We start from the raw sequence: 15,257 nt of genomic DNA, 5'->3' as shown, positions 1-15,257 counted from the left end.
CTTCCTCGGCCAGCTTCTCGGCGATGACGCTCCGGAGCCGATGGTAGAAGGTCGCCGCCGTATCCTTGTTCACCCCGATCAGTGCAGACGCCGTTTGGGCCGGCGTACCGGCCACAAAGTGCTCGATGAGCCGATTGGTCTGATTATGCGTGAGTTTTGAATGCCTTAGCCGCATCCCGCCATCCTAAATGTCTCAGACATCTAGGACAGCCCCAAGGTTAAACTTCAAGAGCGTTAACCGGAGATTACTATTCGTAGAAACAAGTGAATCGTGCTGTCGCCAAGATAATTCTCGCGCCTCGGGAGCGAGCGGGCATCATCACGCCGGTTAGTTGTAAAACCCAAAAAACCATATTAAAGTCAAAAATTCATTGCGCGGGCTCTAATAACGATTTATAGATAGTATATTAGCTCGGGTTCGCGTTGGCGCGGGAGCGACAGGCTAAAGAGGTGTGTGGACGTTGAGCGTGAAGAGGCGCGCAGCGAGCCTTCAGATGGGGTGGGAGTTTGTCATGACATGTTTTCGTTGCGTACTTTTGGCGGTGAGCGCGGCAACCGCCTTTGCTGCGAGCGCCGCGCACGCGTCCACGATCACCATCAATGGCGTAGATCATGACGAATCCGCGTTTATTGATGGCGTGACGCTCAACAGCGGCAGCTTCCAGGCTCATTTGGCGCCTACCCCTGAAGCGGGCCTGATTGGTGGAGATACGTCGACCGCCATACAATGTGTTGTGGATTCCGGGCCATGTAGTTTTACGGCTCATTTTATTGACAATGTCGCTTTTAATGGGACTGGAAATGATATCGTCCTCTACGCTGTAGGCGGCAGCGGTCACGAGTTGTTCGATATTTCTATAAATGGCGTGACGTTGGCGAATCAGGGCGCGCAGCTGACGGGGGAGATGGCCAATGGGTACGCTCTCCTCGCCTATGCGCTAGATTTGGATCTTTTCGGCGTAGCCGCCAACGCAGTGATCAGTTCACTGACAGTTACAATTGGGCGAGGGGGCGTGAATCCAGAGGATTTCGTCGCTTTCGCCGCGCTCAATAACGAGAAAACTTTGGTCAACCCTGTGCCTGGCGCGATATGGCTCTTTGGCACTGCGTTGGCGGGCGTCGGGCTGTTCGGCGCGCGGCGTCGCAAAAAAATGGGCGCGTGACTTAGGTTGCGTGGACAAGTCATTGACGCAGGAATCGGCGTTTGATTCAAGGATGCCTCTCGAGGGAGGCGGATCAGAGTCGCGGCGATCTGACGGAAGCGGAATAGCGGGTTTTGAAGGTCCTGTTGCCGGTGGAGCGCGGCCGGGGCCGTCCGCCTGAGGACAATCGCAACATTATCAACGGCATTCTGTGGCGTCTGGGGTGCGGAATGCCGCACGCGACGTGCCGGAGAAGTATGGCAACTGTGCTGTGCCCGCCGACGATCATCCAGCATGATCCAGAGTCGGCGGTTGCATTTTGCTCATATGAGCGGGTTTAGCAACGGGGTGGCGCGCGGAGCCGTCAAGGAGCTCAAGCGCGCCGTCCCGTTGCGGGCGTAACGCCGCGGCGTAGGCGTTGGGCGTGAGATATCCGAGCGCCGAGTGCGGGCGGCAATGATTGTAGTCGCGGACTGAACCGCCCCGGGTTTGGCGGAGGCGATTGATTGTGAGTCCTACGCGGCCATCGGGGTTCCTTCAAGCTGCGCGTGAAAGCGGTCTTCGGCTTCGGCGGGCGGGATGTTTCCGATCGGCTCCAAGAGCCTTCGCTTGTTGAACCAGTCGACCCATCCGAGCGTCGCGAACTCGACGGCCTCGAAGCTGCGCCACGGCCTGCGCCGATGGATGAGTTCGGTCTTGTAGAGGCCGATCACCGTCTCGGCGAGCGCATTGTCGTAAGAGTCGCCGACGCTGCCGACGGAGGGCTCGATCCCCTCATCGACAGGGCGTTCCGTGTACTTGATCGAAACGTATTGCACGCCGCGATCGCTGTGATGAATGAGGCCGTTAGTCGGGCGCCTTTGCGCGACGGCCTGCTCCAGCGCATCGAGCCCGAACTGCGCTTCCATCGACCGCGAGACGCGCCAGCCGACGATCCGTCGCGCAAAGACGTCGATGACGAAGGCAGCGTAGACGAAGCCGCTCCAGGTCGAGACGTAAGTGAAATCGGCGACCCAGAGCCGGTTCGGCCGATCCGCCGAGACCTGGCGGCCTACCTTGTCGAGCGGGCACGGCGCCGCTTTGTCGCTGAATGTCGTCCTGACCGGCTTGCCGCGCACGGCGCCGGAAAGGCCCATCCTGCGCATCAATCGCTCGACCGTGCAGCGCGCAACCTCGACGCCCTCGCGCTGCAACTGCCGCCAGACCTTGCGCGCGCCGTAGACGGAGAAGTTCTCATCGAAGACACGGCGGATCTTCTCGCAGCGATCGGCGTCCCGGCGCGCGCGCCGATTGCCTCAAAGGATCGGCGCGGCGCGCCTGATGCGCGTAATAAGTCGACGGGGCGATCGCCAGCAGCCGGCAGATCGGCTCGACCCCGTATGATGCTTTATGTTCGTCGATAAACGCGATCATGGCTTGAACCGGCGGTCGAGCTCCGCCTGGGCAAAATAAGCAGAGGCCTTGCGGAGTATCTCATTGGCCTGCCGGAGCTCCCGGTTCTCCCGCTCCAGCGCTTTGAGCCGCGCGTTCGCATCCCCGCCAGTCGTCGCCGCGGCGCCGTTGCGCTCCGACGTCTTCACCCAACGCCGCAGCGTCTCCGACGTGCAGCCGATCTTCTCCGCGATCGAGGATATCGCCGCCCGGCGGGACCCGTAGTCGTTCTCATGATCAAGGACCATGCGCACCGCACGGTCGCGGATCTCAGCCGAATATCTCGGCAGCCTTCTTTCTGTATCCATGGCTCCATCCTCTCAAAGATTGGAGCCTCCGCCAAACCCGGCGCGGTTCAGTGATTTTGTTTGGGCTGCGCATGCTTAGTTGCATCGTTTGTAAGCAGCAAGGCGATCAGGCGCATGTCATGACCCTCGGCATGGCCGCCGGCGCGCGGGCGCCGGCTCGGGCGGCCGGCGGAACTTAACCGGAAGCGCGGCGAAGGCAAACCCGCGCCCGCCGGCGGCGCCGGGTTCCGCTCGTTCCGCGTTTGCAATGGAGGAAACGGGCGCGCGCGGCCCGCGCCCGAAGGAGAGACGTCAAAGAGCGCCTTCGCGCTGCAGCCGCTTGCGGATCAGCTTGCGCGCGCGCCGAATCGCTTCGGCCTTCTGGCGGGCTCTCTTCTCGGAAGGCTTCTCGTAGAACTTCCGGCGCTTCATCTCCCGGAAAGTGCCTTCCCGCTGCATTTTCTTTTTCAGCGCGCGCAACGCCTGCTCGACGTTGTTGTCGCGGACAACGATCTGAACCAGGGCTAGTCCTCCTTCGCAATGAACCGTCCCGCCCGGCGGCGCCCGCTCCTGCGCGGGCGGGGCGTTCGGCGCGAGACTGACATGACTTTCCGCACAGCCTCGCCGCAGGGGCGTTTTTCGCCCCGCGGCGCGCGCGGGCCTATAGCAAATGCCTCTTCGACTGTCCACAGGGCGGCGCGCCGGCGGCCGCTCGCCGCGGGCCCGGCCGGGCGCTCGCGCCGCATGGCGCTTCGCCGGCCATGCGCTAGCATGGCGCCATGGACGACGCCCGCCCCCGACCGGCTCCGGATCGCGACGGCGCCGACGGCTTCGAGCCCGCGCGCCGGGCCGTGCTTGCCGCCGCGCTCGCCCGCGCGCCGTTCGAGGGCTGGAGCCCCGTGATGCTGCGCCGGGCCGCCGCCGACGCCGGCGCGGACCGGGCCGCGCTCGCCGCGGCTTTCCCCAAGGGCGTCGCGGATCTGCTCGCCTACTGGTCCCTCACGGCCGACGAAGAAATGGCCGCCCGGATGAGCGGGCCCGACTTCGCCGCCCGGCGCATCCGCGACAAGGTCGCCTTCGCGATCGAGACGCGCCTCGATCTCCTGCGCCCGCACAGGGAGGCCGCGCGCCGGGCCGCGGCGACGCTGGCGCTGCCCGTTTACGCGCCGCTGGCCGCGCGCCTTGCCTGGAAGACCGCCGACGCCGTCTGGCGCGGGCTTGACGACCGGTCGACGGATTTCAACTTCTACACCAAGCGTGCGATACTCGCCGGCGTGTGGTCGGCGACGCTGGCGCGCTGGCTCGCGGACGAATCGCCCGGCGACGCCGACACGAAGGCGTTCCTCGCCCGACGCATCGAGAACGTCATGCAGTTCGAGAAGCTGAAAAAACGCGCGCGCGAACTCGGCCTCGATCCGGCGAAGCCGGCGGGCTGGCTCGCCCGGCTGCGCTACGGCCGCGGGCGGGCGCAGGCGCGGGCCCGCGCCGAGGCCAAGGTCGACGAGGCGCTCGAAGAAAGCTTCCCGGCAAGCGATCCGCCCTACTGGACGACCGGCGGCGCGTAAGCGCGGCGGAAAACCTGCGCTGGCCGGCTGTCTCCTCAGGGGCTAAACGGAAATCTCCGCCGCCGCCTTTCCTCAGTTGAAATCGGTCATCGCCGGTGAGCCTGCGCGAATTCTTCGTCCTCCTCGCCATCTGCACGGTCTGGGGGCTGCATTTCGTCGTCGTGAAGACGGCGGTGGGCGCCGTGCCCTCGATCTTCTACGCGGCGATGCGCATGAGTCTCGTCGCGCTGGTCATGGCGCCGTTCCTGCGCTGGCGGCCCGGCCAGATGGGCCGGGTGCTGACGGCCGGGCTGTGCCTCGGCGCGGCGAACTACGCGCTGCTGTTCACAGGACTGCGCCATGCCACCGCCTCGGCCAGCGCCGTCGCCATCGAGCTTTACGTGCCGTTCGCCACCATCCTTTCGGTCGTTTTTCTCGGCGAGAAGGTCGGCTGGCGGCGCGCCCTCGGCGTCGCGCTGGCGTTCGTCGGCGTGGCCATCATCGCGCTGGGCCGGGGCGAGGCGCGTCTCGGCTTCGGCGTCGGGCTCGTGGCGCTCGCCGCCTTCGTCGAGGCGTGCGGGGCGATCCTCGTCAAGCGCGCGACGGGCTTTCGCCCGCACGAGCTGCTCGCCTGGTTCGCCGCCACGGGCTCGGCCGCCCTGTGGGCGGCGACATGGGCGCTCGAGCGCGGGCAGGGGGCGGCGCTGGCGGCGAGCGATCATCTGATGGTGTTCGGCGCGGTGGCCTACTCCGCTCTCGGCGCGTCGATCTTCGCGCACACGGCGTATTATTGGCTCCTGCAGCGCCTGCCGGTGAGCCAAGCCGCGGTCAGCGGGCTCCTGACGACGCTGCTCGCGGTGGCGTTCAGCATCGCGCTGCTCGGCGAGCCGCTCACCTGGCGCTTCGCAGTCGGCGGAACCATCGCGCTCGCCGGCGTCGGGCTGGTGCTGTTGCGCTCGGCGAAGAAGGCGCCCATCATCGCCGCGTCCGCCCCGCCGGCGGCGAGCGCCGACATGCCGGGACCGGCGGCAGGCGCGACGGAGCCGAAGGAAGAAGCGCAGGAAGCCGGGCGCGCATGAAGATCATCGATCAGCCTTCGCCGAATTTCGACGAACGCGACGTCAACGGTTTCGAAGGGCCGGTCGACATGATCGTCCTGCACTATACCGGCATGAAGACGGGCGAGGAGGCTATCGCGCGCCTGCGCGATCCGGCGGGGAAGGTGAGCGCCCATTACTTCATCGAGGAGGACGGCCGGATTTTCCGCCTTGTAGCGGAGGAAAAGCGCGCCTGGCATGCGGGCCTGTCGAGCTGGAAAGGCGAGGGCGAGATCAACGCCCGCTCGATCGGGATCGAACTCGTCAATCCCGGCCATGAATGGGGCTATCGGGATTTTCCGCCCGCGCAGATCGACGCGCTCGTCGCGCTTCTGAAGGATATTCGCGCCCGCCGGAAGATTGCGGCCGCGCGCGTGCTCGCCCATTCCGACGTCGCGCCGGCGCGCAAGGAGGATCCCGGCGAGCGGTTTCCGTGGGCCCGGCTCGCGCAGGAGGGCCTCGCGCTCGGTCCTTATGACGGCCCGCCCAATGCGGACGTTCCTTATGCGGACGCGCTCGCGGCGCTGCGCGCCATCGGCTACGAGGTCGCCGACGCCGCGCCGGGCGCGCCGGCGCCGGCCGCCGCGATTCTCGCCTTCCAGCGGCGCTTTTGTCGCGCCGCGCTGGGCCAGGGCATGAATCCCCTCACCAAGGCCGCGCTTCTGTGGGCGGCCGCCTTGACCTGACGCCTGCGCGCGCGCACATCTCTTGCGTCGGACGGCCGGGCGGCCGCGGGCCGCGGCCTTGGGGTCGCTGCTCGAGGAAAGTCCGGGCTCCACGGAGACAGGGCGCCGGGTAACGCCCGGCCGGTCCGCCCTTCGGGGCGGGCCGAGGGAAAGCGCCACAGAGATCGAACCGCCCCGGCTCGCCGGGGCAAGGGTGAAAAGGTGCGGTAAGAGCGCACCGGCGGCTCAGCAATGAGCCGCGCATGGCAAGCCCCGCCCGGAGCAAGACCGCGTAGGGACCGCGCGCCGAAAGGCAGGGGCGTCTCCGCCCCGAGCGGTCCGGGTTGGTCGCTAGAGGCCGCGCGCAAGCGCGCGCCCCAGAGGAATGGCCGCCCCCTCGCGAGAGGGACAGAACCCGGCTTACAGGCCGTCCGACGCTTTCTTCATGCGGGGCAGGAGAGAGCCGAGTGCAGGCGCGGATTGCCAAGGCGCAGCGGCCGGTTATGGTGCGCGCCATGTCACACGCGGCTCGCCCTGCTTGGCCCGTCGCAGAGCCCTTCGTCGTGCGCCGGCTGGCGACTGCGGGCGACGCCGACGCCTTCGGTCACGTCAACAATGTCCGCTATATCGACTGGGCGATGGAGGCCGCCTGGGCGCATTCGCAGGCGCTCGGGCTTTCCTTCGCCGATTACGAAAGACTGGGCGTCGGCTGCGTCGTTCAGCGCCATGAGTTCGACTATCTCGCGCCTGTCATGCCAGGCGAGACCGTGGCGGTCGCCACGTGGATCGCAGAATGCGACGGTCGCGTGCGTCTGACGCGGGCTTTCGAGATGCGCCGCGAGTCGGACGGCGCGGCGCTGTTTCGCGGGCGGACGAAATTCGTCACCATCGACATGAAGACCGGCCGGCCGGCGCGCATGCCGCCGGAGTTCGTCGCCGCGTATCGGCCCGCCGGATAGCAAGGAAAAAGACATGCCGTCGTTCGACATCGTTTCCGAGATTAATCTCGCCGAGGCCGACAACGCCGTGCAGAACGTCATGCGCGAAATCGCGACGCGGTACGACTTCAAGGGATCGAAGTCGAAGGTCGAGTTCGCCGACGGCGTCGTGACCATTCACGCGGACGACGATCTCAAGCTCAAGCAGCTTCGCGAGATTCTTCAAGGTCACATGCAGAAACGGGGGATCGAGCCCGGCTCGCTCGACTACCAGAAGCCCGAGCCGGCCGCCGGACAAGCCGTGCGCCAGACCGTTCGCCTGAAACAGGGCATCAACAAGGAGCTCGCCAAAAAGATCGTCAAGGCGATCAAGGACGAGAAGTTCAAGACGCAGGTCGCCATTCAGGGCGAGGCGCTTCGCGTCTCAGGCAAGAAAAAGGACGATCTGCAGGCCGTCATCGCTTTCGTGAAGGGGCTTGGCGTCGAGCAGCCGCTGCAATTCAAGAACTTCCGCGATTAGGGCGGCGTTCGCGTGGACAGGCGCCGGGGCCTGAGATAAACCGCGCAGTGAAAGGGCGGCAGGGGATCGTCATGGCCGATTTCGAAACGACATTGCTTGAAATCATCGGAGAGCACGCGGTCGGCCTCGCCGGCGCGCCGACTCTCGACACGCCGATCGCCGACCTCGGCATCGATTCCTTCGCAGTGGTCGAAATCGTCTACGAGGTGGAGGAAAAGCTCGGCGTTGAGGTTCCCTTCAACGCCAACGAAAACCCTTTCGCCGACATGAAGACCGTCGGCGACCTGATCGAGGCCGTCCGCAAGCTCGCCGAGAAGAGTTGACCGTTCATGCCGCGTCGCGTCGTCGTCACCGGGCTGGGAGTCGTCTCGCCCATCGGAGAGAGCGTCGAGGCTTTCTGGCGCGGGCTTGAGAACGGCGTCTGCGGCATCGTGCAGCGGACCTTCGCGCCGGAGGAAGACCTTTCCCTGACGGTTCCGGTCGCTCCGGTCGACGGCTTCGCCGAGCGTGCGGCGAGCCTCGGCCGGGACGTAACGCGCACGGATCGTTTCACCCAGTTCGCGATCGCCGCCGCCGACGAGGCGCTCGCCGACGCGGGCCTTGAGATCGACGAGGCGACGGGCCGGCGCGTCGCGACGATCATCGGCACGGGCATCGGCGGGATCAGCGCGCTCGATACGACCTATATCTCGATGTTGCGCCACGGCCGACGGCCGCACCCGTTAACGGTGCTGCGCGCGATACCGAACGCCGCGGCGAGCCAGCTGAGCATTCGTTACGGTCTGACGGGACCGGCTTTTGCGATCTCGAGCGCATGCGCGTCGGGCGCGCACGCGATCGGCGCGTGCGCCGATCTGATCCGCGCGGGAACGGCCGATATCGGCGTCGCCGGGGCGAGCGAAGCGCTTTTATGCTACGGACCGCTGGAAGCATGGCGGGCGATGCACATCATGTCTGATGAGTTATGCAGGCCGTTCTCGAAAAACCGTAAAGGACTCGTGATCGGCGAGGGGGCGGGGGTGCTCGTACTGGAAGAATACGAGCGGGCGCGGGCGCGCGGCGCCGAGATTTACTGCGAGCTCGCGGGCTTCGGCATGAACGCAGACGGCAAGGACATGATAAATCCGGCGATGGAGGGCGCCGCGGGCGCCATGCGCGCCGCGCTTGAACGCGCGCGCATCGACGACCCTTCGGCCGTTTATGTCAATGCGCACGGCACCGGCACGCTGATGAACGATCCGACGGAGACGAAAGCGATCCGCGCGGTCTTCGGCGCGGACGCGGACCGGCTGATCGTATCCTCGACGAAGTCCATGCACGGCCATCTGCTCGGCGCCGCGGGGGGCGTCGAGGCGGTCGCGTCTATTCTCGCCCTGAAGCGCGGCGTCGTTCCGCCTACGATCAATCTCGACGAGCCGGACCCCGCCTGCGATCTCGACTACGCGCCGAACGAAGCGCGCCGGCGGCCTCTCGAGCTCGCCGTGTCGAACTCTTTCGCCTTCGGCGGCCTCAACGCGGTTCTGGCCTTTCGCAGGCTGTAGGCGGCGCGGGCCGGCGCCGTCAGGCCGCCGCCGGCTTCGCTTTTCGCGAGGGACCGGCTTGGTGCAGTCGGCGGCGCGTTTCGAGGAAGAGCGCGATCATGATCGTCAGGCCGAGATAGCGCACGGCATAGACGCCGAGATTTTCCGGGAACGTCGTGAAGAAGGCGCCGATGGAGGCATAGATCGTGTGGATCTCGGCTCCGGCCGCCGCCTGCGCCGCGATCGGCCATACGAAGCGGTCGATGAAGAGCGCCAGAAGCCCCAGCCTCCATGCGCCTGGGTCCCTGCTCGCGATCATCGCGAGGAAAAACGCCAGCGCCACCGCCTGCCAGACGTCTCCGCCCGAAAAGCCAAGAGAGACGATATATTCGAGATCTTTCATGATCGGCCTCCTCGGGCGCATTTACGCCCCAGCAAGGTTAAGACCGCGTAAAATCCGCCCGCGCGGCCCGCAAGAACCGGGTGGAGCGGCGGACGCCCGTTCCATAAGGGTCATGCGTGATGCGAATTAGCAGTTCGGGGATCGACATGGCCGGCGCAGCTTCCTCATCCGTTCTCTCCGCAGAAGACTTCGAAGCCCTTCGAAAGTTCCGCGCCGACGCCTATGCGCCGGTCGGCAAGGCGATCGACTTTCTGGTGGAGCGTTTTGAGAACCCGCCGAGCCTTGAAGAGACGGCGGCGCAGGTCGGCATGAGCCCCGCCCATTTCCAGCGGGTGTTCAAGGCCGGCGCCGGCGTCTCGCCGAAGCGCTTTCTGCAGTACCTCGCCGCGGGCGAGGCCAGGCGCGCGATGGGCGAGGGGGCGAGCGTGCTCGAAGCGTCCTACTGCGCCGGACTGTCAGGCCCCTCGCGGCTGCATGATCTGTTCCTCGTCGCAGAGGCGATGACCCCTGGCGCTTACAGGAACAAGGGGGCGGGCGAGACGATCCGTTACGCGCGGGTCCCTGGTCCGTTCGGAGAGGCGCTGATGGGCGCCACCGACAAGGGCGTTTGCTGGCTCAGCTTCATCGCCGGCGTGGGCTACGCCCGCGCGCTCGCCGAGATGAAAGGGGACTGGCCGGCGGCGGTCTATGTGGAGGATCCCGCCTTCGTCGGCCCGCTTGCGGCGCGCGCCTTCGCTTTCGCGCGGGGCTTGCGGCTCGATCGGCCGCTCGGCCTCCACGTGCAGGGAACCAATTTCCAGCTGAAGGTGTGGGAGGCCTTGCTCCGCATTCCGCTCGGCGAGACGGCCACCTATGGCGACATCGCCCGCGCGCTCGACGCGCCGAGGGCCTCGCGCGCGGTCGGCGCCGCGGTGGGCGCGAACATGATCTCGCTTCTGATCCCCTGCCACCGGGTGATCCTCTCGACCGGCGTCGTCCACAATTACCGCTGGGGCGCGGCCCGCAAAAAAGCGCTCCTCGCCATCGAAAGCGCGCTCGCCCGACCGGCGACGACCGCCGCCTGAGGCGACTTTCCCCGGCGCAAGGCCGGCGCTCCCCGCTTTCGGCAAAGCTGGCGGGCGTTCATTGCAACGCCCTGACGGATCGTTATATATCCGCGAGCCCCGGCCGGAGAGGGCGCGCATGGCGCGAGGGGCCCCGCCGGCCGCATCCGGGAAGCTCCCAACACAGGAGACGCCTTTTCATGCTCATCTCGCCCGCCTTCGCGCAGGCCGCCGAACCTGCCGCGCAGAACCCGCTGATCGGCTTCATTCCGTTCATCCTGATCTTCGTGATCTTCTATTTCTTTCTCATCAGGCCGCAGATGCAGGCCCGAAAGAAGCACATGGAGATGGTCTCCAACGTGCGCCGCGGGGACGTCGTGGTCACGCAGGGCGGGATCATCGGCAAGGTGACCAAGGTGCTCGAAGGGGACGAGCTCATGGTCGAGATCGCCGACAATGTGAACGTGAAGGTGGTCAGAAACACGCTCGCTGACGTGCGTTCGAAGCCCCAGCCCGCCAACGATCAATAAGATAAGGGGCCGGGCCGTCCAGGCGGTCCGGCGGTTCATCGCCCATGCTCCAGTTCTCCAAATGGCAGGTCGCGCTGGTCGCCGCGGTCGTCGCGCTCGGCGCGATTTTCGCCGCGCCCAATCTGATTCCGAAAGAACAGCTCGACCGGCTGCCCGGGTTCCTGCCGAAGGGCACGATCAATCTCGGTCTCGACCTTCGGGGCGGCTCCTATCTCCTGCTCGGCGTCGATACGGACAAAGTCATCGCCGACCGGCTCTCCGGCATGCGTCAGGAAATCCAGCGGGCGATGCGTCCCTCAGGCGGTCGCGAACGCGTCGCCCTGGTCAGCCTGCCAAGCGTCGATCTGGAGATGGGGACGATCTCACTGCGGGTGCGCGAGCCGGATCAGGCGGACGAAGCCGCCCGCAGAGTGCGCGACGTGACCCGCACGGGCGTCGCATTCCTCACTGCGCCGCCCTATACGGTTTCCGTACAGGGCGATCTCATCGAAGTGCGGCTGACGCCGGAGGCGCGCCGTCAATACGCCGCCGAGGCGTTGCAGGACTCAATCGAAGTCGTCCGACGCCGGGTCGACCCTGCAGGCAACAAGGAAGTGTCGATTCAGCCTCAGGGCGCGGACCGGATCGTCATTCAGGCGCCGGGCGACAACGACCCAGAAGAACTGAAGCGCATCGTCAATCGCACGGGGCAGCTCAGCTTTCACCGGGTCGATCCGACGGTGAGCCTCGCCGACGCCGAAGCCGGCCTGCTGCCGCCGGGCCGAATCCTGGTCCCCTTCGCGGCCAGCGAAGGACCCGGCGCGCTGGTGCTCTATGAAGAGCCGGAGGTTACGGGGGACATGGTCGAGACCGCTTCGGCCGGCCTGAACACCGACGGCGCGGGCTTTCAGATCAACTTTTCCTTCGATAGCCGCGGCGCGCGCCGGTTCGCGGACTACACCCGGGAGCATGTAGGCGAGCTGTTCGCCATCGTGCTCGACAATGAAATCATTTCCGCGCCGCGTATCCAGACCCCGATTCCGGGCGGACAGGGGCGCATCACCGGCAATTTCTCCCCCGATGAGGCCGCGCGCATCGCCACCCTGATCCGTTCGGGCGCGCTGCCGGCGCCGCTGACGACGCTCGAGCAGCGCACGGTGGGGCCCGATCTCGGCGCGGATTCCGTGCGCGCCGGCACGACGGCGCTTGTCATCGGCTTCCTCGCCGTAATTATTTACATGGTCGCGACGTACGGCCGTTTCGGGGTTTACGCCGATATGGCGCTGTTGGCGAATGTCGTGCTCATCGCCGGGGCCCTGTCGCTGTTCGGCTCGACGCTCACCCTTCCCGGGATCGCCGGCATCGTGCTGACCGTCGGCATGGCGGTCGACGCCAACGTATTGATCTTCGAACGCATCCGCGAGGAGCTCGTTGCGGGCAAAGGGCCGGTCAACGCCGTCGAGACGGGTTATCGGAAAGCCTGGTCCGCGATTCTCGACGCCAATGTGACGACGTTCCTGGCCGCGCTCATCATGTTCCAGCTGGGCGCGGGGCCGGTGCGCGGCTTCGCCGTGACGCTGGCGACCGGCGTGGTCACCTCCGTGTTCACCGCATTCGTGCTGACGCGCATGTTCGCAGGCGGTTATCTGCTTGCGCGGCGTCCCGCCACGATCACCATCTAGGAGCGGCGCGATGCCCCTCAAGATCATTCCCGACAACACGAAAATTCCGTTCACGAAGTGGCGGCGTCTCGCGCTGGCGTTCTCAGCGGCGCTCGTCGCGGCCTCGATCGTCGCGGTGATGACGCTGGGGCTGAATTTCGGAGTGGATTTCCGCGGCGGCGTGACCATCGAAGTCGTTGACGATCAGCCGATCGACATCGGCCGCGTAAGATCGACCGTTTCCGATCTTGGTCTCGGCAACGTCAAGGTGCAGGCGATACAGGATTTCGCCGGCAGCGAGGAAGGCGTGCTCGTCGTCGTGGAGCAGCAGCGGGCCGAAGGCGGCGCGGAGGAGAACGAAGCCGCCCAGCAGCGCGCGTCCGAAGAAGTGCAGGCTGCGCTGCGCGGCCTGCTCGGCGAGGGCATCGAGTTCCGCAAGATCGAAGTCGTGGGCCCGACCGTTTCCGGCGAGCTCATTCAGCGCGGCGCGATCGCGGTGATGCTCGCGATCGGCATGATGCTGATCTACATCTGGTTCCGCTTCGAATGGCAGTTTTCGCTCGGCGCGATCGTCGCTCTCGTCCACGACGTCATCATCACGCTAGGCATGTTCGCGGCGACCCGGCTCGAGTTCAATCTGTCGATCATCGCCGCGATCCTGACCATCGTCGGCTATTCCATGAACGACACGGTCGTCGTTTATGACCGGGTGCGCGAGAACCTGCGCAAATACAAGAAAAAACCGCTGCCGGAGCTGCTCGATCTTTCGATCAACGACACGCTGTCGCGCACGATCATGACTTCGGGCACGACGCTGCTGGCGCTTTTATCGTTGTACGTGTTGGGCGGCGAAGTGCTTCGCGGCTTCACTTTCGCCATGATCTGGGGGATCGTGATCGGAACCTATTCCTCGATCTTCGTGGCGGCGCCGTTCCTGACGCTGACGGGCGTGCGCCGCGAATGGGGCAAGGCCGCCGCCGCGGCCGCGACGCCGTGAGCGAAGACGGCGGCGCGCACCCGCTTAGACAAAGGTTTGAGCGGTAGTTCGCGCTCTTATGAAAGAATTCGCGCCACAAGCGCGCGGAGCCTTCTTCAGCTAACAGCCAAAATCGTCTGGGCGGCGGCAACCTCCGTCGGAGAGCTCCTGCTTACGAACTCGTCGTGCATGCCTCGACAATGTGCGACTGTCGAGCAAACATAATCTTTTACTATTCTAGATAGGCGTTTGGGACGGGAGGCTTCGCGATGAGATTTATAACCTGCTCGCGTCAGTCGGGCTCGTTAATGCGTCGTGCACGAATGCCAAATCGGCCCCCATTCATACTCAAGGTCCAGCCTCCCAGAAGACCAGGTTTAAAGGTGATTGTTTCACCTGGTTCGGGCGTGTAGCGCGTTCCCCGTCCCGTCTGCACCCAGATTTCACCATTTGTGAAAGCGATACGAAGGTCGCCGACAGGATTGCGCCAGGCTCTGTATACGGTCAATTCAAATCGTTGGCGATTCTTGCGTTTCTGCTCTTCTTCGGTTGAGCGTGTGAATGTAAATCGGGGCTTTGACTTAGTTATCGCTGGGTTGTCGACTTCTGTTTCCAGCGACTCAGCTGAGTCTTGGCGCCCGCGCTCTGATGAATCCCTCAAGGAAAGGGGCGATTTCTCCGCTCCTGCAGCGGACGAGCCAGAGTCGGACGAAGCCGATGAACCCAACGTCTCGTCTCGAGCGGATGCCGCGAGGGCTTCGAAACACGCTAAACGCTCGCTCGCATCAGGGAATGCGGCGCATATCTGAAGCGCTTCCTCGATCGTCAGATCTTCGTATTCGGCAGTCTGGCCATAGGCAATATTGCAGAGCACAATAGCTGCGCTGATCGATGTCGCAAGCACATATTCGGATCTTTTTGGCGCTGTCACAAAAGAACCTCGCAGTCCATTTTCATCACGCGAATGCGGCGAAGCATGACGCTTTCGCCGACTGAGTTCAATTCCTCCTATTGGTGCGAGGTCCTAAGGTCGCGGCTTCCATAATCAATCCATTTAAAGCCGCCTGATGCAATTCTGCAACAATCTTAGTGATTTCATGCAGGGGGGGCGTCTTACAAAATTGACACTTCCGACGCAGCGCCAATAGCTTGGAATCCGTAACGATGCGCGAAATGGGCGAGAGTTCCAGGCGGCGTTTTTCCATCGGGTCTACGCCGTCGGGAGGGGCGTGATTCTTCTCCAAAGTCCTTTCGGGCATCAATTTCGAAGGGGCAATCAAAATGACGGGCTCATCGCGTGCACTTTTCGTAACTGGCGGATTGCGAACGGCGCTTGCAGCAGGCGTTTCGGTTTTCGCCATGACCGCTTACGGTTCTGCATTGGGGCAGCAGACCCCGCCCGAGCCGGAGGTAATAGATGAAACTATCGAGGACGTGCGATCTGAAGACACGATCGTCGTTACCGGTTCTCGGGTCAGAAGGACAGAGTTTTCGTCGGCCCAACCGCTTCAGGTCATCGAT

At 64.9% G+C, this 15,257-nt stretch carries 17 protein-coding genes, 1 other RNA gene, 3 pseudogenes and 1 other annotated feature; of the genes and pseudogenes, 14 read left to right on the top strand and 7 right to left on the bottom strand.

Annotated elements, in window-relative coordinates:
• A pseudogene (locus CHB64_RS15760) lies at positions 1–175 on the bottom strand (IS1595 family transposase); the annotation flags it as partial.
• 286 nt (positions 176–461) lie between these two features.
• Here CHB64_RS15760 and CHB64_RS07670 point away from each other — a divergent pair.
• Both CHB64_RS07670 and CHB64_RS15835 read left to right on the top strand, forming a co-directional pair.
• Positions 462–1,163 carry a PEP-CTERM sorting domain-containing protein gene (locus CHB64_RS07670; protein ID WP_143265965.1) on the top strand — a complete coding sequence of 234 codons (702 nt, stop codon included), beginning with the start codon at positions 462–464 and terminating at the stop codon, positions 1,161–1,163.
• Positions 1,164–1,276: 113 nt separating this feature from the next.
• Positions 1,277–1,407 (top strand): annotated as a pseudogene (locus CHB64_RS15835) (transposase); the annotation flags it as partial.
• A gap of 20 nt (positions 1,408–1,427) precedes the next feature.
• Here the strand turns inward: CHB64_RS15835 and CHB64_RS15755 are convergent.
• From CHB64_RS15755 to rpsU, 3 genes and pseudogenes are all read right to left on the bottom strand, one after another.
• Positions 1,428–1,649: an integrase core domain-containing protein gene (locus CHB64_RS15755; protein WP_089412044.1), complete on the bottom strand. Its 222-nt coding sequence runs from the start codon at positions 1,647–1,649 to the stop codon at positions 1,428–1,430.
• Positions 1,650–1,657: 8 nt separating this feature from the next.
• Positions 1,658–2,881: pseudogene (locus CHB64_RS07655) on the bottom strand (IS3 family transposase).
• Positions 2,481–2,597: a sequence feature (AL1L pseudoknot), on the bottom strand. It overlaps the preceding pseudogene by 117 nt.
• Positions 2,882–3,172: 291 nt before the next feature.
• Complete coding sequence (gene rpsU / locus CHB64_RS07650) at positions 3,173–3,382, bottom strand: 30S ribosomal protein S21 (protein WP_089412043.1); 210 nt, start codon at positions 3,380–3,382, stop codon at positions 3,173–3,175.
• A 257-nt stretch (positions 3,383–3,639) separates the two neighbouring features.
• Here rpsU and CHB64_RS07645 point away from each other — a divergent pair, with 257 nt between their 5' ends.
• The 8 genes from CHB64_RS07645 to CHB64_RS07610 all read left to right on the top strand — a co-directional run bounded on the left by CHB64_RS07645 (position 3,640) and on the right by CHB64_RS07610 (position 9,165).
• Positions 3,640–4,425: a COQ9 family protein gene (locus CHB64_RS07645; protein ID WP_089411980.1), complete on the top strand. Its 786-nt coding sequence runs from the start codon at positions 3,640–3,642 to the stop codon at positions 4,423–4,425.
• A 95-nt stretch (positions 4,426–4,520) separates the two neighbouring features.
• Positions 4,521–5,483 (top strand): DMT family transporter, encoded by a 963-nt coding sequence (locus tag CHB64_RS07640; RefSeq protein WP_089411979.1) that lies wholly within the window; start codon positions 4,521–4,523, stop codon positions 5,481–5,483.
• Positions 5,480–6,187, top strand: coding sequence for an N-acetylmuramoyl-L-alanine amidase (locus CHB64_RS07635; protein ID WP_089411978.1), 708 nt, complete (start codon positions 5,480–5,482; stop codon positions 6,185–6,187). Before CHB64_RS07640 ends, CHB64_RS07635 begins: the two co-directional genes overlap by 4 nt.
• Before the next feature lie 27 nt (positions 6,188–6,214).
• Positions 6,215–6,605: RNase P RNA component class A (gene rnpB, locus CHB64_RS07630), an RNA gene on the top strand.
• A gap of 76 nt (positions 6,606–6,681) precedes the next feature.
• On the top strand, positions 6,682–7,125 hold the full coding sequence (locus tag CHB64_RS07625; RefSeq protein ID WP_159462443.1) for an acyl-CoA thioesterase: 444 nt from the start codon (positions 6,682–6,684) through the stop codon (positions 7,123–7,125).
• A 13-nt stretch (positions 7,126–7,138) separates the two neighbouring features.
• On the top strand, positions 7,139–7,624 hold the full coding sequence (locus CHB64_RS07620; RefSeq protein ID WP_089411976.1) for a YajQ family cyclic di-GMP-binding protein: 486 nt from the start codon (positions 7,139–7,141) through the stop codon (positions 7,622–7,624).
• Positions 7,625–7,695: 71 nt separating this feature from the next.
• Complete coding sequence (locus CHB64_RS07615; RefSeq protein ID WP_089411975.1) at positions 7,696–7,947, top strand: acyl carrier protein; 252 nt, start codon at positions 7,696–7,698, stop codon at positions 7,945–7,947.
• 6 nt (positions 7,948–7,953) lie between these two features.
• Positions 7,954–9,165, top strand: a complete 1,212-nt coding sequence (locus CHB64_RS07610) for a beta-ketoacyl-[acyl-carrier-protein] synthase family protein (RefSeq protein WP_089411974.1) — start codon at positions 7,954–7,956, stop codon at positions 9,163–9,165.
• Between the two features lie 19 nt (positions 9,166–9,184).
• Here CHB64_RS07610 and CHB64_RS07605 read toward each other — a convergent pair whose 3' ends face one another.
• Positions 9,185–9,547, bottom strand: coding sequence for a hypothetical protein (locus tag CHB64_RS07605; protein WP_089411973.1), 363 nt, complete (start codon positions 9,545–9,547; stop codon positions 9,185–9,187).
• Positions 9,548–9,666: 119 nt separating this feature from the next.
• Here CHB64_RS07605 and CHB64_RS07600 point away from each other — a divergent pair, with 119 nt between their 5' ends.
• From CHB64_RS07600 to secF, 4 genes are all read left to right on the top strand, one after another.
• The gene (locus tag CHB64_RS07600) at positions 9,667–10,611 is read left to right on the top strand and encodes a bifunctional transcriptional activator/DNA repair enzyme AdaA (protein ID WP_200815275.1); all 945 of its coding nucleotides are present in this window, start codon (positions 9,667–9,669) and stop codon (positions 10,609–10,611) included.
• Between the two features lie 179 nt (positions 10,612–10,790).
• Complete coding sequence (gene yajC, locus CHB64_RS07595; protein ID WP_089411971.1) at positions 10,791–11,120, top strand: preprotein translocase subunit YajC; 330 nt, start codon at positions 10,791–10,793, stop codon at positions 11,118–11,120.
• Positions 11,121–11,164: 44 nt separating this feature from the next.
• Entirely contained in the window at positions 11,165–12,781 is a 1,617-nt protein-coding gene (gene secD / locus CHB64_RS07590) for a protein translocase subunit SecD (RefSeq protein WP_089411970.1), read from the top strand.
• A 10-nt stretch (positions 12,782–12,791) separates the two neighbouring features.
• Positions 12,792–13,757: a protein translocase subunit SecF gene (gene secF / locus CHB64_RS07585; protein WP_089411969.1), complete on the top strand. Its 966-nt coding sequence runs from the start codon at positions 12,792–12,794 to the stop codon at positions 13,755–13,757.
• 271 nt (positions 13,758–14,028) lie between these two features.
• Here secF and CHB64_RS15065 read toward each other — a convergent pair whose 3' ends face one another.
• Together CHB64_RS15065 and CHB64_RS15060 are read right to left on the bottom strand one after the other, a co-directional pair.
• Complete coding sequence (locus CHB64_RS15065; protein ID WP_143265963.1) at positions 14,029–14,640, bottom strand: hypothetical protein; 612 nt, start codon at positions 14,638–14,640, stop codon at positions 14,029–14,031.
• Positions 14,641–14,734: 94 nt separating this feature from the next.
• On the bottom strand, positions 14,735–15,097 hold the full coding sequence (locus CHB64_RS15060) for a hypothetical protein (protein ID WP_143265962.1): 363 nt from the start codon (positions 15,095–15,097) through the stop codon (positions 14,735–14,737).
• Positions 15,098–15,257 lie beyond the last annotated feature (160 nt).

It is taken from the genome of Amphiplicatus metriothermophilus, assembly GCF_900199215.1.
Lineage (GTDB): Bacteria > Pseudomonadota > Alphaproteobacteria > Caulobacterales > Parvularculaceae > Amphiplicatus > Amphiplicatus metriothermophilus.
The sequence above is the reverse complement of the archived record's forward strand: the minus strand, read 5'-3'. Positions and strand labels throughout refer to the sequence as shown.